Origin of the sequence: Streptococcus mitis, from assembly GCF_026782865.1 — a bacterium.
Taxonomy (GTDB): domain Bacteria; phylum Bacillota; class Bacilli; order Lactobacillales; family Streptococcaceae; genus Streptococcus; species Streptococcus mitis_CG.
The window spans coordinates 22,865-42,959 of sequence record NZ_JAKUXK010000011.1; the positions used below are offsets into that span (position 1 = coordinate 22,865).

General features: G+C 41.8%; 14 protein-coding genes. 2 read left to right on the top strand and 12 right to left on the bottom strand.

The genetic code is table 11. The features are described 5' to 3' along the window. Positions 1 to 25: 25 nt before the first annotated feature. Positions 26 to 502 (bottom strand): PTS sugar transporter subunit IIB, encoded by a 477-nt coding sequence (locus MK482_RS06705; protein ID WP_000156971.1) that lies wholly within the window; start codon positions 500 to 502, stop codon positions 26 to 28. Beyond that, entirely contained in the window at positions 499 to 2,286 is a 1,788-nt protein-coding gene (locus MK482_RS06710) for a glycoside hydrolase family 35 protein (protein ID WP_268718307.1), read from the bottom strand. The genes MK482_RS06705 and MK482_RS06710 overlap by 4 nt, the downstream gene beginning before the upstream one ends. Positions 2,287 to 2,608: 322 nt before the next feature. On the opposite strand from MK482_RS06710, the gene MK482_RS06715 reads away from it, so the two are divergent. After that, positions 2,609 to 3,325, top strand: coding sequence for a GntR family transcriptional regulator (locus MK482_RS06715; RefSeq protein ID WP_268718308.1), 717 nt, complete (start codon positions 2,609 to 2,611; stop codon positions 3,323 to 3,325). Between the two features lie 297 nt (positions 3,326 to 3,622). After that, positions 3,623 to 8,023 carry a G5 domain-containing protein gene (locus tag MK482_RS06720; RefSeq protein ID WP_268718309.1) on the top strand — a complete coding sequence of 1,467 codons (4,401 nt, stop codon included), beginning with the start codon at positions 3,623 to 3,625 and terminating at the stop codon, positions 8,021 to 8,023. Between the two features lie 54 nt (positions 8,024 to 8,077). On the opposite strand, the gene purB is transcribed toward MK482_RS06720, so the two are convergent. The 10 genes from purB to purF all read right to left on the bottom strand — a co-directional run bounded on the left by purB (position 8,078) and on the right by purF (position 20,032). After that, positions 8,078 to 9,376, bottom strand: coding sequence for an adenylosuccinate lyase (gene purB / locus MK482_RS06725; protein ID WP_268718310.1), 1,299 nt, complete (start codon positions 9,374 to 9,376; stop codon positions 8,078 to 8,080). Positions 9,377 to 9,588: 212 nt separating this feature from the next. Further along, positions 9,589 to 10,473: an HNH endonuclease gene (locus MK482_RS06730; protein ID WP_268718311.1), complete on the bottom strand. Its 885-nt coding sequence runs from the start codon at positions 10,471 to 10,473 to the stop codon at positions 9,589 to 9,591. Next, a complete protein-coding gene (locus tag MK482_RS06735; protein WP_268718312.1) occupies positions 10,466 to 12,001 on the bottom strand; it encodes an AAA family ATPase in 1,536 nt (511 codons plus the stop codon). Before MK482_RS06735 ends, MK482_RS06730 begins: the two co-directional genes overlap by 8 nt. 67 nt (positions 12,002 to 12,068) lie before the next feature. Beyond that, positions 12,069 to 13,175 (bottom strand): 5-(carboxyamino)imidazole ribonucleotide synthase, encoded by a 1,107-nt coding sequence (gene purK, locus MK482_RS06740; protein ID WP_268718313.1) that lies wholly within the window; start codon positions 13,173 to 13,175, stop codon positions 12,069 to 12,071. Beyond that, complete coding sequence (purE, locus tag MK482_RS06745) at positions 13,162 to 13,653, bottom strand: 5-(carboxyamino)imidazole ribonucleotide mutase (protein ID WP_049509947.1); 492 nt, start codon at positions 13,651 to 13,653, stop codon at positions 13,162 to 13,164. The genes purK and purE overlap by 14 nt, the downstream gene beginning before the upstream one ends. Before the next feature lie 201 nt (positions 13,654 to 13,854). Next, positions 13,855 to 15,120 (bottom strand): phosphoribosylamine--glycine ligase, encoded by a 1,266-nt coding sequence (purD, locus tag MK482_RS06750; protein ID WP_268718314.1) that lies wholly within the window; start codon positions 15,118 to 15,120, stop codon positions 13,855 to 13,857. A gap of 121 nt (positions 15,121 to 15,241) precedes the next feature. Next, the gene (purH, locus tag MK482_RS06755; RefSeq protein WP_268718315.1) at positions 15,242 to 16,789 is read right to left on the bottom strand and encodes a bifunctional phosphoribosylaminoimidazolecarboxamide formyltransferase/IMP cyclohydrolase; all 1,548 of its coding nucleotides are present in this window, start codon (positions 16,787 to 16,789) and stop codon (positions 15,242 to 15,244) included. A 200-nt stretch (positions 16,790 to 16,989) separates the two neighbouring features. After that, positions 16,990 to 17,535, bottom strand: a complete 546-nt coding sequence (gene purN, locus MK482_RS06760) for a phosphoribosylglycinamide formyltransferase (RefSeq protein WP_268718316.1) — start codon at positions 17,533 to 17,535, stop codon at positions 16,990 to 16,992. After that, on the bottom strand, positions 17,532 to 18,551 hold the full coding sequence (gene purM / locus MK482_RS06765) for a phosphoribosylformylglycinamidine cyclo-ligase (protein ID WP_268718317.1): 1,020 nt from the start codon (positions 18,549 to 18,551) through the stop codon (positions 17,532 to 17,534). The genes purN and purM overlap by 4 nt, the downstream gene beginning before the upstream one ends. A 38-nt stretch (positions 18,552 to 18,589) precedes the next feature. After that, positions 18,590 to 20,032: an amidophosphoribosyltransferase gene (purF, locus tag MK482_RS06770; protein ID WP_268718318.1), complete on the bottom strand. Its 1,443-nt coding sequence runs from the start codon at positions 20,030 to 20,032 to the stop codon at positions 18,590 to 18,592. Between the last annotated feature and the right edge of the window lie 63 nt (positions 20,033 to 20,095).

Below are 20,095 nucleotides of genomic sequence, written 5' to 3' on the forward strand. Positions count from 1 at the left end.
ACAATGACCTCCTAAAAATTTTTTCCTATTTTAATAAGCTCAAAAAGTCTGAAACTGGATCATTTGGAACCATTTGAGCAGTAAGTTTAACACCTTTTTCCGCCAGTTTGTGGAAGTCTTCCACATCCTTGTCCACTACGTTGATAGAACGTGTGATGGCGCGAGTTTCTGGTGTTTGAGACATATTCCCAACATTAAGGGTTTCAAGTGGTACACCTGCTTCTACCAAACCAAGGAAACGGTCTGGTTTACGAGCAACGATAAAGAGACGTTGGCTATCGTATTTACCAGCAAGAATATTGGCTGCCGCTTTCTCAATTGGCAAAATACTCAACTTCACACCTGGTGGTGTCGCTAGTTTCAAACCACTCTTTTCAACGTCGTTATTGACAACTTCGTCATCCACAACCATAATACGTGAAACATTTAGTTTTCCAGCCCAAAGATTGGCTACTTGTCCGTGGATCAAACGTCCATCGATACGGCATCCTACAATTGTCATAAATTTTCCCCCTTTATATGTTTTAGTGTAGGTTTACGAGTTAAATGAATCTCTTCTTTATATTCACCCTCTGTTTCAAAGATAATGATACGATTAGCACCTTCCTTGAGATAACAATGAGGGATATAAAGCGAGAGTGTTGGGCCGACGTTCCAAAAACGTCCTAAGTGACGCCCATTGACAAAGGCAACTCCCTTACCAAACTCAGATAAGTCTAGGTAAGTATCTTTTGGCTCTTGTACTGTAAAGTCATAAGCGTAAAAGGCTGGTTGTCCTTCTGTCCATCCTTTTGAAAAATCAATTTTCTCAGGATTATCCAGTGGTAGTGGATATTGTTTCCAATTAAGTAAGAAGTGTAAATCCTTGCAGACACCTGTTCGGATTCCTTTACGTTGTGTATCAGCTAAGAACTTATGTCCATAGTTAACACGGCCCATATTTTCAATCAAGATGTCAAGTTGTGAAGAACCCTTTCGATTACCTTGACAATAGATATCTTCCCCAATCTCCGTCTGATATTGAGTTGCAATTCGTTTACCATCTACAAAGAGTTGAGCACGGTCACGTCCATCGATGATGCGAAGGCGTTCTTCTTCTGCATCCCAACTTGCCTCAGTACGATAGAGAAGATATCCATAACATTGACCTAATTCCTCCATCGCTTTTGGATAGAGACTTTCTGTTGGACTAGAAAGACTATCTAAGGTTTCAAATAAGGAAACTTTTTCAGCAAGTGGAATAGCGTCCACCTTCATGCTTTCCTTATAGAGTGGTTCCAACTGCGGATACTCTGGGAAATGTGTTGCCATCATCTTCTTGACTGCCAAATATTTGGCAGTTGGATTTCCTTCTTCATCCAGAAGGGCATCGTAATCATAAGATGTAACTTGTGGCAAATCCAGAATTCCTCGAGCCGAGCAACCATTCATGAAGCCAAAGTTTGTACCACCATGGAACATGTAAAGGTTGATAGAGCCTTGCTCCAATACCTCTCGAACAGCTTCTGCCAATTCTTTCGGATCCCGTGTGATAATCGGTTCTTTCCAACGATTGAACCAGCCATCCCAGAACTCCATACACATGAGTGGCCATTTCTTACCATGCTCATCAAAGAATTCCTGCATCTGTGAAAAGTTGTAAGGTGCCTTAGAACCAAAGTTGCCTGTTACAAAGAGGTCATCTTCGATTAAGGTTCCAGCTTTCAAAGTAGCTCTCCATGGGCCATCTGAAGTAAAGAGTGGGCAATCAATCCCTCGTTCTTCCATCAATTTTCGAATCGCTCTCAGGTAAGCCTTATCTTCTCCATAAGAACCGTATTCGTTCTCGACTTGCATCATGAGAATATTTCCGCCATTGTCCAACAAACGCGGCACCAGTCTTGGCAATAATTGATCATAGTAGCGACCAACTGCCTCGATATACGCTGAGTCGGATGAGCGAATTCGCATGTTCTTGGTCAAGAGCCAAGCTGGTAAACCACCGAATTCCCATTCCGCACAGATAAAGGGAGACGGACGCACAATTGCGTAGAGACCCAAATCCTGCGCTATTTGGAGAAATTTCTCTAAATCCAGATCACCTTCAAAATTAAACTCCCCTTCAACAGGTTCGTGTAAATTCCATGCAACATAAGTCTCGACTGTATTAAAGCCAAGCGCTTTTAAGTTGTAGAGCGAATGATACCAATCCTCTGCTGGAATTCTAAAATAATGAATGGCACCAGACAAAATCTTGAACGGTTTCCCATCTAAATAGAAATCGTCCTCAATTTTAAACCTTGTCATTTTTACACCTCTGACTAACTAAGTTTGCGCTTTCATTTGTTATAATATTAAATATAATCAAATCTTTTGCATTTGTCAATAGGTTTTGGAAAATTCTTTAAAATTTTTCCATTTTTTTACTTACCTTTTACCAAAATTATCAAAAAATCGCATGAAAGAGGCTATTTTAAAAGTTCAGAGAATTATCTAATTATAAAATGGATTTTTTTACATGTATAATAATGTTTCTAACCTATTATTTTAATTTTTTTACCTAAATACTACTATTTTATTTACATTTATGGTAGAATCAGGGATGGAAAAATAGAATTGAGGTGAAATTATGGCTATTCCAAAATACCAATATATTAAAGATGAATTAAAAAATAAAATTATCTCTGGTCAATTTGCAAGTGGTGATAAATTTTACACAGAAGCCGAATTGATTTCAATGTATGACGTAAGTTCTATCACAGTTGTTCGTGCTTTAAACGATCTTGCTAAAGATGGTTACATCGTTCGCCAACAAGGAAAGGGTACATTCGTTTCACGCGCACGTAAACACAAACTCGTAGAATTTTCAGACGTCGAAGTTTTCGAAACGAAAGATGATAAGGTAACCGTCCTTTCTATCGAGCGTGGAAATAAACTTGAATATTTAGATAAACTTGGACTACGTGGTGATCAGTTCTACTACAAAATTGAACGTGTACGCGAAACAAATGGTGTTGTTTACATCTATCACACATCTTATGTTCCAGAACAATATATCAATGCCAATTATCCAAATCTTGAATATTATAGCTCTATCTATAAACGTTTCAAATTGGATTACCACATTCACATGAGTGATGAGCATTTTGAGGAAATCAATGCAATTGCATTCCCAACACCAGAACATGCTGCTTCTGTCCTAGGAATTGATACACAATTCCCAACAGTACTTCAAACAAAAACTACTAAGCTTGAAGCAACTGGACAAGTTCTTGCCTATAGCGAAACGTATAAGAGAGCAGATTACTACAAAATCAAATTCATTTCATGTAACCGTGGTCACTAAGAAAAAGCTTGAGCCTTGCTCAGGCTTTTTCTATATATATTATAGCACGAAAAAGCGAATATGAAAACGCTATTAAATATATTTATTTGTAGCACTTTTACTAAAAACAAGTTAAAAAGAACTGATTTTTCCTTAATTTTACCTTCTTATATAAGTTGTTATTTCCAAAATCTTATGATTTACTCCATTTATTATAGTTCTTATATAAACCTGCTTGACTTTTTACTATATAGATAATAAAATTAAATTGGTTTTATGTAAACGTTATCAAAATAGTTGTATCAAGGAGGTTTTATCATGAAACTAGACAAGAAACAGCGTTTCTCAATCCGCAAGTATGCAGTCGGAGCAGCTTCTGTACTGATAGGATTTACCTTCAGTGCGCAAGTCGTATCTGCAGATGGACTCACACCAGCACCAAAAGCTACTGAAACTTTGCAAGCTGTGCTGGATAGCCCACAAGCATCAGAAGCACCAATTCAAGATAAAGAAGAAAAACTTGTAAAACAAGCTGATAAAACTATAAAAGAGGAAGTTAAAACTGAAAAAGATACTGTTAACACAGTTGTTCCAAAAACAGACAATGTGGTAACACCAGTAGTAACAGAACATACCAGCCCAGCCCCTACTACAGGGGCAGATAGCGCAACTCAAGTGGAAAAAAGCGGAGGGAGTGCCAATACTGAGAAGAAAAACGAGCCTGCTACTCCTGCTGTACTCGCTCCGACTACTGAACGTGCCACTCAAACTAATGAAAAGCTAGCGAAAAAGAAAATTGTTTCTATTGATGCTGGACGTAAATATTTCTCACCAGAACAACTCAAGGAAATCATTGATAAAGCGAAACATTATGGCTACACTGATTTACACCTATTAGTTGGAAATGATGGACTCCGCTTCATGTTGGACGATATGAGCATCACAGCTAACGGCAAGACCTATGCGAGTGACGATGTCAAACGTGCCATTGAAAAAGGTACGAATGATTATTACAACGATCCAAACGGCAATCACTTAACAGAAAGTCAAATGACAGATCTGATTAACTATGCCAAAGATAAAGGCATCGGTCTCATTCCGACAGTAAATAGTCCTGGTCACATGGATGCTATCCTCAATGCCATGAAAGAATTGGGAATCCAAAATCCTAACTTTAGCTATTTTGGGAAGGAATCAGCTCGTACCGTAGATCTTGACAACGAACAAGCGGTCGCTTTTACAAAAGCCCTTATCGATAAATATGCTGCTTATTTCGCGAAAAAGACTGAAATCTTCAACATCGGACTTGATGAATATGCCAATGATGCAACAAACGCTAAAGGTTGGAGCGTTCTTCAAGCTGATAAATACTATCCAAACGAAGGCTATCCTGTAAAAGGATATGAAAAATTTATTGCCTACGCCAATGACCTAGCTCGTATTGTAAAATCACACGGTCTCAAACCAATGGCCTTCAATGATGGTATTTACTACAATAGTGATACTAGCTTCGGAACTTTTGACAAAGATATCATCGTTTCAATGTGGACTGGTGGTTGGGGAGGTTACGACGTCGCTTCTTCTAAACTTCTAGTAGAAAAAGGTCACCAAATCCTAAACACTAACGATGCTTGGTACTATGTTCTTGGGCGAAATGCAGATGGTCAAGGTTGGTACAACCTTGATCAAGGATTAAACGGTATCAAGAACACTCCAATCACTTCAGTACCAAAATCCGACGGAGCAACTATTCCATTCATCGGTGGTATGGTAGCTGCTTGGGCTGACACTCCATCTGCACGTTATTCACCGTCACGCCTCTTCAAACTCATGCGTCAATTCGCAAATTCTAATGCTGAATACTTCGCAGCTGATTATGAGTCTGCAGAACAAGCACTTAACGAGGTACCAAAAGACCTTAACCGTTATACTACAGAAAGTGTCGCAGCAGTTAATGAAGCGGCAAAAGCCATCCATTCACTTGATAGCAACCTCAGTCGTGCCCAACAAGACACGATTGACCAAGCAATTGCAAAACTTCAAGAAGCAGTCAGCAATTTGACCTTCACACCAGAAGCTCAAAAAGAAGAAGATGCTAAACGTGAGGTTGAAAAACTTGCTAAAAACAAGGTGATTTCAATCGATGCTGGACGCAAATACTTTACTCTTGACCAACTCAAACGCATCGTAGATAAGGCCAGTGAGCTCGGATATTCTGACGTCCATCTCCTTCTAGGAAATGACGGACTTCGATTCTTACTCGATGATATGACCATCACTGCTAACGGAAAAACCTATTCAAGTGATGATGTCAAAAATGCCATCATCCAAGGAACAAAAGCTTACTACGACGATCCAAATGGGACTGCGCTTACACAGGCAGAAGTGACAGAACTAATTGAATACGCTAAATCTAAGGGTATCGGTCTCATCCCAGCTATCAACAGCCCAGGTCACATGGATGCTATGCTGGTTGCCATGGAAAAATTGGGTATTAAAAATCCTCAAGCCCACTTTGACAAAGTCTCCAAAACAACTATGGACTTGAGAAACGAAGAAGCGATGAACTTTGTAAAAGCCCTCATCGGTAAATACATGGACTTCTTTGCAGGTAAAACAAAGATTTTCAACTTTGGTACTGACGAATACGCCAACGATGCGACTAGTGCTCAAGGCTGGTACTACCTCAAATGGTATCAACTCTATGGCAAGTTTGCCGAATATGCCAACACCCTCGCTGCCATGGCCAAAGAAAGAGGGCTTCAACCAATGGCCTTCAACGATGGCTTCTACTATGAGGACAAGGACGATGTTCAGTTTGACAAAGATGTCTTGATTTCTTACTGGTCTAAAGGATGGTGGGGCTACAACCTCGCATCACCTCAATACCTAGCAAGCAAGGGTTATAAGTTCTTGAATACCAACGGTGACTGGTACTACATTCTCGGTCAAAAACCAGAAGATGGTGGTGGTTTCCTCAAAAAAGCTATTGAGAATACTGGAAAAACACCATTCAATCAACTAGCTTCTACCAAATATCCTGAAGTAAACCTTCCAACAGTCGGAAGTATGCTTGCTATCTGGGCAGATAGACCAAGCGCTGAGTATAAGGAGGAAGAAATCTTTGAACTTATGACTGCCTTTGCAGACCACAACAAAGACTACTTCCGTGCTAATTATAATGCTCTCCGCGAAGAAATCGCACAAATTCCTGAAAACTTAGAAGGATACAGCAAGGAAAGCTTGGATGCCCTAAGTGCAGCTAAAACAGCTCTAAATTACAACCTCAATCGTAATAAACAAGCTGAAGTTGACACACTTGTAGCCAAACTAAAAGCCGCTCGCTTAGGTCTCAAACCAGCTGCAACTCACTCAGGAAGTCTGGATGAAAATGAAGTGGCTGCCAATGTTGAAACCAGATCAGAACTCATCACAAGAACTGAAGAAATCCCATTTGAAGTTATCAAGAAAGAAAATCCTAACCTCCCAGCTGATCAGGAAAATATTATCACAGCAGGAGTCAAAGGTGAACGAACTCATTACATCTCTGTCCTTACTGAAAATGGAAAAACAACAGAAACAGTCCTTGATAGCCAGGTAACCAAAGAAGCTGTGAACCAAGTGGTTGAAGTCGGTACTCCTGTAACTCACAAGGGTGATGAAAGTGGTCTTGCACCAACTACTGAGGTAAAACCTAGACTGGATATCCAAGAAGAAGAAATTCCATTTACCACAGTAACTCGTGAAAATCCACTCTTGCTCAAAGGAAAAACACAAGTCATTACTAAGGGAGTCAATGGACATCGTAGCAACTTCTACTCTGTAAGCACTGTCGATGGCAAGGAAGTGAAAACTCTTGTAAATAGTGTCGTAGCACAGGAAGCCGTTACTCAAATTGTGGAAGTCGGAACTATGGTAACTCACAAGGGTTATGAAAGTGGTCTTGCTCCAGTTGCAGAAACAAAACCTAGACTAGATGTCCAAGAGGAAGAAATTCCATTTACCACAGTGACTCGTGAAAATCCACTCTTACTCAAAGGAAAAACACAAGTCATTACTAAAGGTGTCAACGGGCGCCGTAGTAACTTCTACTCTGTGAGCACTTCTGCAGATGGTCAGGAAGTGAAAACTCTTGTAAATAGTGTCGTAGCACAGGAAGCCGTTACTCAAATTGTTGAGGTCGGAACTCTAGTAACGCATGTAGGCGATGAACATGATCTTGCTCCAGTCGCAGAAACAAAACCTAGACTGGATATCCAAGAGGAAGAAATTCCATTTACCACAGTGACTCGTGAAAATCCACTCTTGCTCAAAGGAAAAACGCAAGTCCTTACTAAAGGTGTCAACGGGCGCCGTAGCAACTTCTACTCTGTGAGCACTTCTACCGATGGCAAGGAAGTGAAAACTCTTGTAAATAGTGTCGTAGCGCAGGAAGTTGTTACACAAATAGTCGAAGTCGGAACTCTGGTAACACATGTAGGCGATGAAAACGGACAAGCCGCTATTGCTGAAGAAAAACCAAAACTAGAAATCCCAATCCAACCAACTCCATCAACTGCTCCTGCTGAGGAAAGCAAAGCTCTTCCTCAAGGTCCAGCTCCTATAGCAACAGAGAAAAAACTTCCTGAAACAGGAAGTCACGATTCTGCAGGACTAGTAGTCGTAGGACTCATGGCCACACTAGCAGCCTATGGACTCACTAAAAGAAAAGAAGACTAAGTCTTTTCGATAAAAAATAAACAGCGAGATTGAAGCTCGCTGTTTATTTTTTAATTAATCACCTAGTCCTAAACGTTCAAAGATATCGTCCACTCGTTTAGTGTAATAAAGAGGGTTGAAGATTTCATCTATTTCTTCTTGTGTGAGGCGTGAGGTTACTTCTGGATCCGCTTCCAACAGTGGTTTAAAGTCTACTTGATTATCCCAAGAGTAAGCTGTTTTTGGTTGCACCAAGTCATAGGCTTGCTCACGGGTCATGCCTTTTTCAATCAAGGTCAACATAGCCCGTTGGCTGAAGATAAGACCGAAAGTTGAGTTCATATTGCGAATCATGTTTTCTGGGAAGACTGTCAAGTTCTTGACGATATTTCCAAAACGGTTGAGCATGTAGTCAATCAAAATGGTCGTATCTGGTGTGATAATCCGCTCAGCTGATGAGTGGGAAATGTCGCGTTCGTGCCAGAGAGCGACGTTTTCATAGGCAGTAATCATATGCCCACGGATAACACGCGCCAGACCTGTCATGTTCTCAGAACCGATTGGGTTACGTTTGTGAGGCATTGCTGAAGAACCTTTTTGCCCCTTGGCAAAGAACTCTTCCACTTCACGTTGCTCAGATTTCTGCAAACCACGGATCTCAGTCGCCATACGCTCGATAGAAGTCGCGATGCTGGCAAGAACTGCAAAGTACTCAGCATGAAGGTCACGAGGAAGGACCTGGGTAGAGATTTCTTGAGCACGGATACCCAATTTGTCGCAGACGTATTGCTCTACAAATGGTGGGATGTTGGCAAAGTTCCCAACCGCACCAGAAATCTTACCTGCTTCCACTCCAGCAGCCGCATGCTCGAAACGCTCGATATTGCGCTTCATTTCGCTGTACCAAGTCGCCAATTTAAGACCAAAAGTTGTCGGTTCAGCGTGCACACCGTGGGTACGACCCATCATGATAGTGAACTTGTGTTCTTTCGCTTTGTCAGCGATGATGTTGGTAAAGTTTTCAAGGTCACGACGGATGATGTCGTTGGCTTGCTTGTAGAGGTAGCCGTAGGCCGTATCCACCACGTCAGTTGATGTCAAGCCGTAGTGTACCCACTTGCGTTCCTCACCAAGAGTCTCAGAAACCGCACGCGTGAAGGCCACTACGTCATGGCGAGTCTCCTGCTCAATCTCTAAAATACGGTCGATGTCAAAGTCCGCTTTCTCGCGAATCAAAGCCACATCTTCCTTAGGGATTTCTCCCAACTCAGCCCATGCTTCATCAGCCAAAATTTCCACCTCAAGCCAAGCACGGTATTTATTTTCTTCACTCCAAATGTTCGCCATCTCAGGGCGAGAATAACGGTCGATCATGATTAAGATACCAAGGGCGACTAGAAAGCGACTGAATTTTAGGAAACCAACGACGGACGCTTTCGTCCTAGGAGGTTTATCTAAATTCCGAGCTTTTCGCCCGGGTTCAGCTGCACTGTTCCAGTGTCCTATCCTTTCTAGTTTTAAGTTTAACTTTATTACAAATATATTAAAGATGTCAAAAATGTCTTGAAAATTTACATTAAGTAAGCTCAGGTTATCAGTTGACCCCCTGTATTTAAATAATCTATCACTCCTCGGTATAAAGATAACTCATAAAAATTTTGACTATGTGTCATATCAGAGGTTATTTCACTATTCAAAAGTGTAAGAAGTTGTTGTTCTCCAGCTATATCTATTATTTTTAACCAATGGTTCAATTTATTTGTAAGTAGAGTAATACCCCATGTACTAATCTTATCTACGATACTAATTTTACCCATTGTATATATATTGGTAATTTTAGTTTGTAAGTCTTGTGAATAAGATGTACTTGAAAAATCTAAACTATATTCTGGAATAAGTATATTATTCTTTATTACGATATTACATTTAAGCCAGTTTTCTTCAGTAGTATCTTCAAAATATGGATTTACTATATCTAATAAACTTGCTGACTTATTCGTATTACAAGAATGGCAAGAAGGAATCAGATTAGCTGGAGTGATGGCAAATATAGGAAATTCTGACTTTGGAAGCAAGTGATCTAAATCACTCACTAAATCCCTCTCACAATATACACATTGACCAAAATTTTTACCTTCATTAGTTTTCAGTTTACTATAATACGAATCTCTGTACTTCGTGACTAGTTTTTGTTCATACAGAAATCCCATTTCTTCCTTACCAATTTGATCTGACACCACGCAATTTTCTTTAACCAAGCTATTTAGTTTACCTTCTTTTGCAAGTTCTATGTATAATTCTTCGAACTCGAATATCCTATTTTTTATCTCTTTGCTAAATAAATTAATATATCTTTCTGAACTTACTACATTTCCACACTCATCCTTGACTTCTTTGATTTTTGTCACCCCAGATAGTAACTCATCCAATATATCCTTTGCATTAAAAGATGGAGGAGTAAGTTTAAGCATCAGCACTTTCTCCTTTATCTCTTTTTAAAATTTCGGATAACAGCAACCTATACCCTAAAGTCCCCATTTTCCTATCAAATCGTTGTAGTGACTCTTCAAACGAAAGATTTTCTCTTACTATTTGATCAATTAAAGTATAAAAACCTGATTCTATAGTTTCCAACTCAAATATATCAAATGTTAAACTACCTATATCTTCTGCAAACGTCTCAGTACTTGGTCTTACCGCTTGTATAAAATCAGTGCTCACTTCTCTAGATAGTTTATAAACACATTCCCTTTGCACTTCTTGTAAAATAATTGGCGAATGTGTTGCAAGTATTGCTACTCCATTCGCTTTTATGAGTAATTGTGATAAACTTCTTATAAAACTACTCAACAAAGGTGGATGTAAATGCAATTCTGGTTCATCTAAAATAACAAGTGTTTTCTCTGAAACCATTTCAACCAACTTGGTTATAGTTAAAATCACGATTTTATGACCCGAACTTAGACCCCTAAAAATTTTATATGTCTCTTTATAAAATTTACGAATATCCTCTGATTCCTGAAACTTATCAACTAGTTTATCAATTCCTGTTTTACTAAATATTGGATCACTATATAAAATTTTTATACAATCACGCCATAGTTTAGGTTTCTTGCGTAACGCTGAACTTACACTCTCAATAAAGACAGCGTCCCATCCTTCAGGTATAAACTCTATAGTTTCACCATCTTCTTCTCTATATAATTTATAATTTTGAGATTCTTTAGCAGTTGTCCTATTTGACAGGTGGTAATACAAGTATCCCTTACTGGTATCAGAATTCTCTTTAAATATTTTTTTATTCTCAAAACTACTAAAATTAATAGAAATAATATTCGAGAAAAAATTATCATTGTATTCAGTGTTAAATTGGAATCTGCCATCATTCTGTATAACACTTTCAATCATTTCAGTTAATAAGTATGACTTACCTACGCCATTTCTACCAATAATAGCATGAATATTTGACGCTGGAAATTTATCAGGATTCACTCTAAAGTCTAAAACGTAGGAATCATTTATTTTAAATGAAAAATCATAACTAGATAACTTAGTATTTCCTTGAGCTAACCGTCTATATTTGTTATTAATCACTTCAGGCAAAACATCTCTTGTCAAAGATACATTAAAAACATCAGTTTCACGAGCTTTAGAATATAAATCACTATCAAAAGCAACATCTTTCAGAGCAGTTAAGATGTATTCCCTTTTCTCATTCTCAAGCCTATTAATTTCATAATAGAAACTTTCATCAGTCGCTACAGAAAAAAAATCATCTGTTAAATTATCAAATTCTTCAGGTATATTAGGGGTTCGTTGTCCTTTTTTCATAGAAAATTGACCGATTTTAATGGATCCCACATTTGTTATCTCATCACTTTTTTTTATGTAAAATAGATATGTAGTTTCATATTGAAACCAATCATCCCAGTTACTATGAATCAAATAGTAACCGTTCTCTCTAATGTCCGAGTATGATGATACAACTCTAAAATTCATTTAATTCTCCTTTTATAAAACCTTCTTGCTTACTAACTTATTATTTCCAACTCATATGTCAAAATAGCTATATGCCTAATCTTATAGCTTTCCCAAACTCCTCAACCTCATCCGGCGCATCCGGCGCATCACTAAACAAAGTCACATGCCCCATCTTGCGGTTGTGCTTCGCTTCTATTTTACCATACATGTGGAGGTGGGCGCTTGGATTTTCTGTGACATATTTTTCAGCAGCCTCGACGTGTTGGCCGAGTACATTAAGCATAACGGCTGGCGCATGCAGTTTGATAGCTGGCAATGGCGATCCCAGAACGCCCAAGATATGGGTATCAAACTGAGAGAAGTCGCAGGCTTCGATTGAGTAGTGTCCTGAGTTATGTGGGCGTGGGGCAATCTCATTGACAATGATGTCATCAGCTGTCGCAAACATTTCCACGCAGAGAGTTCCAGATAAGTTAAGCTGTTCAGCAATCTTCACTGCCATGGCTTTGGCCTTGTCTGCTAAACGCTCAGAAATGCGAGCTGGCACAATGGTTTTTGAAAGAATATTGTTTCGGTGGATATTTTCCTGAACTGGGAAAACCGTCACGTCCTTGCCATTTCCTGATACGATGATAGAAATTTCAAGGTCAAAATTGACAAATTCTTCCAAGACACAGTCAGCTGAATCTGCTAGTTCATAGGCCTCTTCCAAATCTTCTGCTGAACGAATGACTTTTTGACCATGGCCATCGTAACCACCGGTCGCCGTCTTTAGGACATAGTTTTTCGATAGGTCGATATCTGTCAAATCCTGACTTGAAGTCACAATCTTATAGGGTGCTACAGTGACTTGGGCCTTGTTTGAGAGAAAGTCCTTTTCAAAGATTCGATTTTGGGAGATGCGAAGCAGGTCGGTTCCTTGAGGAAGTTGACCATCCTTGATGACAGCATCCAAACCGTCAGCATCGACATTTTCAAACTCATAGGTGAGGACATCGCAACGCTCAGCCAACTGACACAGAGCATCCACGTCATTATAAGGCGCCACAATGATTTCCGCCACACGAGAGGCTGGGCAATCCGCAGCAGGATCCAACGCGATAACCTTGTGCCCCATGTAGATAGCAGAAATGGCCATCATCTGACCCAGCTGGCCGCCACCTATAATTCCGATTGTTTTAGATGAGCTCATTGGTAGACTCCTCTGCGATTTTTCCTTGCTCTTCTGCAAAATCTGCCAATGCTGTCGCGATAGCCTGATCCTCTACTGAGAGGAGACGGAGAGCGAAGAGGGCAGCGTTAGTCGCACCTGCTTCACCAATAGCCATAGTTGCGACTGGCACACCACCTGGCATCTGCACAATGGAATAGAGTGAATCCACGCCACTAAGGGCACGAGATTTGACTGGCACCCCAATGACAGGAAGGGTTGTTTTGGCAGCAACCATACCTGGCAAATGAGCTGCACCTCCAGCACCTGCAATGATGACCTTGATACCACGACTACGCGCTTCTTCGGCATGCTTGAACATGAGATCAGGTGTGCGATGGGCAGAGACAACCTTCTTCTCGTAGGCTACACCAAAGCGGTCTAGGACTTCTGCTGTTTTTTGCATGGTTGCCCAGTCGGATTTTGAGCCCATGATGATGGAAATAATTGGTTTAGTCATAATTTTTCCTTTTTTCTTCTTTTTTGATAATGGTCTTAGGTGGTGGGGACGGAAGCAAACCTTCGGTTTCATTCCTAAACTTTGAGCCTAGGGTCTCAAAGTTTCCCTAGACCAGAACAAATACTGTTCTGGTCTTTTCACCACGGCGACCATTATCTTACTTTGGCTCGCTTTCGCTCGCCACGATAAATTTAGTAGCTGTTAATCTTTTATGGCCTTGCTTCCGATATCGGTTCGGTAAAAGAGGCCTTCTGTTTTTTGTTGAGCGAGCTCTTGATAGATGGTGTTTTGGGCTTCTTTGACGGTATCAGCAGTGGTGACGAGCATATAGACACGTCCGCCGTTTGATAGCAGTGCTCTGCTATTTTCCGCAAACTTAGCCCCTGCATAGTAGGTGATGATGTCGCCATCGGTTTTGGTTGGCAACTTGACACCTTTTTCATAGTCTAGCGGGTAGCCCTTGGATGCGACAACCACACCCAGAGTCACACCCTTGTCCGTCCACGTAATGTTTAGCTCCTTACCATCGAGGATATCCGTGATATTTTGTGCAAAGTCAGATGTTAAACGAGGCAAGATGATTTGCGTTTCAGGATCTCCAAAACGAGCGTTGAACTCGATAACCTTAGGGCCGTCCGCTGTCAAGATAAGCCCCGCATAAAGAACACCCAGATAAGGGCGCCCTTCTTTAATCATGCCTTCTAGGACTGGCTTGACAATAGTCTCCACTACTGTGTCAACCACGCTCTGTGGCAAGTGTGGAACTGGCGCATAGGCACCCATACCACCTGTGTTAGGCCCTTTGTCGCCATCGTAGGCACGTTTGTGATCCTGAGCTGTTGGCATGATGTAGAACTTATCACCATTGACAAAGGCAAAGAGTGAAAATTCCTCTCCTTCAAGGAATTCCTCAATAACCACGCGCGCACCTGAATCACCAAATTTATTATCCAAAAGCATCTCGTGAGCTGCTTCGACTGCTTGCTCAACCGTCTCCGCAACTACGACACCCTTCCCAAGCGCCAAGCCATCCGCCTTGACTACGATAGGCGCATCCTGCTTTTCGATATAGGCCTTGGCTTCCTCGAAATCTGAGAATGTGCCATAGGCTGCTGTCGGAACGTCGTATTTGACCATGATTTCCTTAGCAAAATCCTTGGACCACTCCAGCTCAGCCGCAGCCTTGGTCGGACCAAAAGCCTTGAGCCCAGCTGCATGGAAATCATCCACGATACCAGCCGCCAGGGCATCATCTGGACCGATAAAGGTCCAAGCAATATCGTTAGCCTTTGCAAACTCAATCAATTTAGAATGTTCGGAAATAGAGATATTTACCAATTCCAGACCATCTAGAGTCATCCCATCATTCCCAGGAGCTACAAATACTTTTTCAACGTCTTTTGACTCAAGCAACTTCTTAGCAATCGCATGTTCACGACCACCCGAACCGACAACTAACAGCTTCATTCCTCAACCTCTTTTGCGAATTATTTACTAATATTATATCACAAACGTTCGTCTTAATCTTGTTTTACTCCGCATTTTTACGCAAAAAAGGAAAGAAACTGTTTTCTTCCCTTTAACGTTCTTAATGTCTAAAATGTCTCACTCCTGTGAAGACCATAGTCAAGCCATATTTGTCCGCTGCTTCGATAGACTCTTGGTCACGAACGGACCCACCTGGCTGGATGATGGCCTTGATACCTGCTTTGGCGATTTCTTCCACGTTATCCGCGAATGGGAAGAAGGCATCTGAAGCAAGGACGGCACCGTCAAGACGGTCTTGGGCTTGATCAATGGTGATACGAACGGAAGCTACACGGTTGGTTTGCCCTGGGCCAACACCAAGTGTCATGTGGTCATTGGTGATGATGATACCGTTTGATTTGACGTACTTGATAGCCTTCCAAGCGAACTCAAGAGCAGTCGCTTCTGTCTCAGTTGGCTGGCGTTTGGTCACCACTTGCCAGTCAGCTGGGCTTTCTTTCACTACGTCTTGATTTTGCACAAGGAGACCACCAACTACACCTGTGTATTCTGCTTCTGCTTCACTGGCATCTTGTGCGTCAAATGGCAAGGCAAGGATACGCAAGTTTTTCTTTTTATTAGTCAAAATAGCTAGCGCTTCATCCGTATAGCTTGGTGCGATGATGATTTCAAGGAAAACGTCATGCATCTTCTCAGCTGTCGCAGCATCCACCTCACGGTTGAGAACGACAATCCCACCGAAGATAGACACTGGATCAGACTCATAAGCGTAGTCCCAAGCAGTCTCGATGTCATCAGCCTGACCGATTCCACATGGGTTCATGTGTTTGAGAGCCACAACGGTTGGACGGTCTTTGAAGTCACGGATAATACGAATAGCAGCATCCGCATCACGGATATTGTTGAAAGACAATTCCTTACCGTTGAGCTGTTTAGCGGATGCAATCGAGTAATCCGTTGGCAAAGCTTTTTGGTAGAAATCGGCATCTTGTTGAGGATTTTCACCGTAACGCATGGCTTGTTTGAGGTCATAGGTCAAAGTCAACTTTTCAGGCTTACTTTCACCCACTTGAGCTGTAAAATACTCTGCAATCAAGGCATCATAAGCTGCTGTGTGACGGAAAACCTTGGCTGCCAGACGTTGTCGAGTTTCGTAAGTTGTTTCACCGTTGGCTGACAATTCGTCAAGAACTACAGCATAATCCTCTGGGTCTACCACAACTGTTACGCTAGCATGATTTTTAGCCGCTGAACGAAGCATGGATGGCCCGCCGATATCGATATTCTCCACCGCATCAGCATAAGTCACGTCTGGTTTGAGAATGGTTTCCTTAAATGGGTAAAGGTTTACCACAACAAGATCAATGAGCTCAATCTGGTTCTCCTTAGCTGCTTCCAAGTGACTATCCAAGTCACGACGAGCGAGGAGTCCACCGTGTATATTTGGATGAAGGGTCTTGACACGACCATCCATCATTTCTGGAAAACCAGTCACATCATCAATCGCAATGGTCTTCACCCCAGCATTATCAAGGGCAACCTTGGTCCCACCCGTCGAGATAATCTCCCAACCAAGTTTTTTAAGTTCTTGGGCAAATTCAACAATGCCCGCTTTGTCTGAGACGCTGATTAAGGCGCGTTTAGTCATGTTATTTCCTTTCATTTTCAAACTCTCTACCTACGAATTTTTCGATTCATAAAGTGTAGGGAGACGATTACCAAGACTCCTAAAATTACTGTCAGTAAAAATCTCCCCCAATAGGGAATCTCTGGGAAGAAAAAATTTACTAGTAAACGTAGAATGATTACCAAGGTAATCAAGGCAAGTGTTTCCAACCATTTTTTCATTTACTTGTCCAATAATTCTCTAATAACCTCTGGATACAACTTGTACTCTGCCTCATGAATCCGAGTTTCAAAACTTTCAATGGTATCATCAGCCAGCCGTGGCACACGCACTTGTTTGATGACCTTTCCTGTATCCACTCCAGAGTCCACCCAGTGAATGGTCACACCAGACTGATTCACGTCAGCATTCCAAGCATCCTCAATCCCATGAGCTCCTGGAAATTCTGGCAGGTAGGCTGGATGGATGTTGATAATCCGTCCTTCATAAGCCGCCAATAAGGTTGGCCCAACGATTTTCATGTAACCTGCTAGACAAACCAAGTCAATCTGGTGCTCTTCTAATAGCTCAACAAGTGCTGCTTCGTAGTCTGCCTTGCTCTCAAACTCCTTGAGTTCAAAAGCATAGGATAGAACGCCAAGCTTGTCTGCACGCTCGAGCACATAGGCGTCACGATGGTCTGAAAAGACAAACTCCACTGGAAACTCTTCGGCAATCACCTGAAAATTTGAGCCATTACCTGAGGCAAAAACCGCTATTTTTTTCATTTGATGATGACACTTTCGTTTTCTTTCTTGACGATACGACCAATTTCATAGACTGGTTCATCCAACAATTTCTTGACACGACCTACATTTTCAGGGCTAACTGCCAGCATGAGTCCCACACCCATATTGAAGATTTCAAACATTTCTTCATGCTTGATTTGACCGTATTTTTCAAGAGCTTTGAAAATAGGAAGCACTGGAACCTTGCTTTCCTCAATCTCAGCTGCTAGGTCATCTGCAAACATACGAGGGACATTCTCAATAAAACCACCACCTGTGATGTGGGCAATGCCGTTAACCAACCCTTCCTTGATGAGGGGCAAGACAGCCTTGACATAGATACGAGTCGGCTCAAGAAGAACTTCTTTGAGTTTCTTGCCCTCCAATTCTGGTAAGACTTCCTCACCTGTATAGTCCGCAAAGACACGACGAACGAGAGAATAACCATTGGAATGAATCCCACTTGAAGCAAGTCCGAGAAGAACATCTCCTTCTGCCACCTTTGAACCGTCAATGATTTGAGATTTTTCAGCCACCCCGACCGCAAAACCAGCTAGATCGTAGTCATCTGCGCCGTACATACCAGGCATTTCAGCCGTTTCCCCACCAATGAGGGCAGCGCCTGCCTGCACACAACCTTCTGCCACACCAGCGACAACTTGTTCTAGCTTAGCTGGTTCATTCTTCCCTGTCGCTACGTAGTCAAGGAAATAGAGGGGCTCTGCACCTGCAGCGATGATGTCATTGACACACATGGCCACACAGTCCTGACCGATGGTATCGTGCTTGTCGTACTTAATAGCCAGCATGAGCTTGGTTCCGACACCATCAGTTCCTGAAATCAAGACGGGTTCTTTAACCCCAGTCTTTGAAAGGTCAAACATACCACCAAAGCCACCCAGAGCTCCCATGACACCTGCACGCTCCGTACGAGCCACGTGCTTTTTAATCCGTTCAACAACTTCATAACCCGCTTCAACATCTACACCCGATTGGGCGTACGCATTTTTTGTCATTTATTTATTCCTTTTCTTTTATGGAGAATCTCAGTAACTCACTTGTAAAAACTTGTCTTTTCTTCCAAACTTCTACGATAGTCTTCTTCATAGTCGTAGAGAGGCGTTGGGTAATCCCCATCAAAATAAGCGACACAGAGACCACCATTTGGCGCATCTGTTTCAATCCCAATTGACTCAATCAAGCCCTCAACAGAAAGATAGGTCAGACTGTCTGCTCCAATGATTTGACGCGTCTCTTCAACCGTATGATTGGCCGCAATCAGTTCCTGACGAGTCTGGATATCAATCCCGTAGAAGCATGGATAAGCTAGCGCTGGACTACCAATGGCAACGTGAACCTCAGTCGCCCCTGCTTCCTTTAAAAGCTGGACGATACGACGAGAGGTCGTCCCACGTACAATAGAGTCATCAATCATAACCACACGCTTGCCTTTGACAACACCAGAAACGGCAGACAGTTTCATCCGCACCCCTTGCTCCCGCAATTCTTGAGTCGGTTGGATAAAGGTACGTTGGGTGTATTGGTTCTTGATAAGACCCATTTCATTTGGCAAACCAGATTCTTCTGCAAATCCCATAGCCGCGCTGAGGGAAGAATTGGGTACACCAACTACAATATCCGCCTCATGCTTGAATTCACGCGCTAATTGGGCACCCATACGTTTACGTGCCGTATGGACATTGACACCATGAATGTTAGAATCAGGGCGGGCAAAGTAGATATACTCCATAGAACAGATTGCTAACTGAGTATCGTCTGTATAGCTATCATACTGGATGCCCTTGTCATCAATGATCACAATCTCACCTGGCTTCAAATCACGAATCCATTCTGCACCAATGACTTCAAAAGCACAGGTTTCAGAGGAAACCACCACCGCTCCGTTGGCCATTTTCCCGATAGAAAGCGGACGGAAACCATTGGGGTCAAGAGCCGCAATCAACTTATCTTCAAATAGCAAGATATAAGCAAAGCCACCTTTGACAAGGCTGAGTGCCTCCTTGATTTTGCCCATCAGACTAGGATTGTGACTACGACGAATGAGGTGAGCCAAGATTTCAGAGTCCGAAGTCGCGCTGAAAATCGCTCCTCTTTGTTCCAGTTCTTTCTTGAGAGAGGCTGCATTGGTCAGATTTCCATTATGAGCCAAGCCAAACTGCATATCGTGAAAACGGAAGAGGAAGGGCTGGATGTTATCTACAGAAGCTTCGCCAGAAGTTGCGTAACGCACATGCCCAATCGCACCAGTTCCTGTCAATTTATCTAAGTTAGCAGGATTTCTGAAGACTTCTGATAGAAGACCCATGTCACGATGGCGCTTCAATTGTCCCTGATCATTGGAGAGGATTCCTGCCCCCTCCTGACCACGGTGTTGAAGACTGTGGAGACCAAAATAGGTCAACTTAGCAGCATCTGGATGTCCCCAGATACCGAAAACACCACATTCTTCATTAAGAGATTTTACTTCGTATGTCATTTTATATACCTAATTTTTATTTGTGTAGCACCAAGAGCTAAATCTACATGACTTTTACATTAC

What these genes read in the sequence shown, in the direction of transcription:
- purM (WP_268718317.1), bottom strand. Translation starts at nt 18,551, where the DNA reads ATGACAAAAAATGCGTACGCCCAATCGGGTGTAGATGTTGAAGCGGGT.
- purH (WP_268718315.1), bottom strand. Translation starts at nt 16,789, where the DNA reads ATGACTAAACGCGCCTTAATCAGCGTCTCAGACAAAGCGGGCATTGTT.
- MK482_RS06715 (WP_268718308.1), top strand. Translation starts at nt 2,609, where the DNA reads ATGGCTATTCCAAAATACCAATATATTAAAGATGAATTAAAAAATAAA.
- purD (WP_268718314.1), bottom strand. Translation starts at nt 15,120, where the DNA reads ATGAAGCTGTTAGTTGTCGGTTCGGGTGGTCGTGAACATGCGATTGCT.
- purK (WP_268718313.1), bottom strand. Translation starts at nt 13,175, where the DNA reads ATGAGCTCATCTAAAACAATCGGAATTATAGGTGGCGGCCAGCTGGGT.
- purN (WP_268718316.1), bottom strand. Translation starts at nt 17,535, where the DNA reads ATGAAAAAAATAGCGGTTTTTGCCTCAGGTAATGGCTCAAATTTTCAG.
- MK482_RS06720 (WP_268718309.1), top strand. Translation starts at nt 3,623, where the DNA reads ATGAAACTAGACAAGAAACAGCGTTTCTCAATCCGCAAGTATGCAGTC.
- MK482_RS06730 (WP_268718311.1), bottom strand. Translation starts at nt 10,473, where the DNA reads ATGCTTAAACTTACTCCTCCATCTTTTAATGCAAAGGATATATTGGAT.
- purB (WP_268718310.1), bottom strand. Translation starts at nt 9,376, where the DNA reads ATGATCGACCGTTATTCTCGCCCTGAGATGGCGAACATTTGGAGTGAA.
- purF (WP_268718318.1), bottom strand. Translation starts at nt 20,032, where the DNA reads ATGACATACGAAGTAAAATCTCTTAATGAAGAATGTGGTGTTTTCGGT.
- MK482_RS06710 (WP_268718307.1), bottom strand. Translation starts at nt 2,286, where the DNA reads ATGACAAGGTTTAAAATTGAGGACGATTTCTATTTAGATGGGAAACCG.
- MK482_RS06705 (WP_000156971.1), bottom strand. Translation starts at nt 502, where the DNA reads ATGACAATTGTAGGATGCCGTATCGATGGACGTTTGATCCACGGACAA.
- MK482_RS06735 (WP_268718312.1), bottom strand. Translation starts at nt 12,001, where the DNA reads ATGAATTTTAGAGTTGTATCATCATACTCGGACATTAGAGAGAACGGT.
- purE (WP_049509947.1), bottom strand. Translation starts at nt 13,653, where the DNA reads ATGACTAAACCAATTATTTCCATCATCATGGGCTCAAAATCCGACTGG.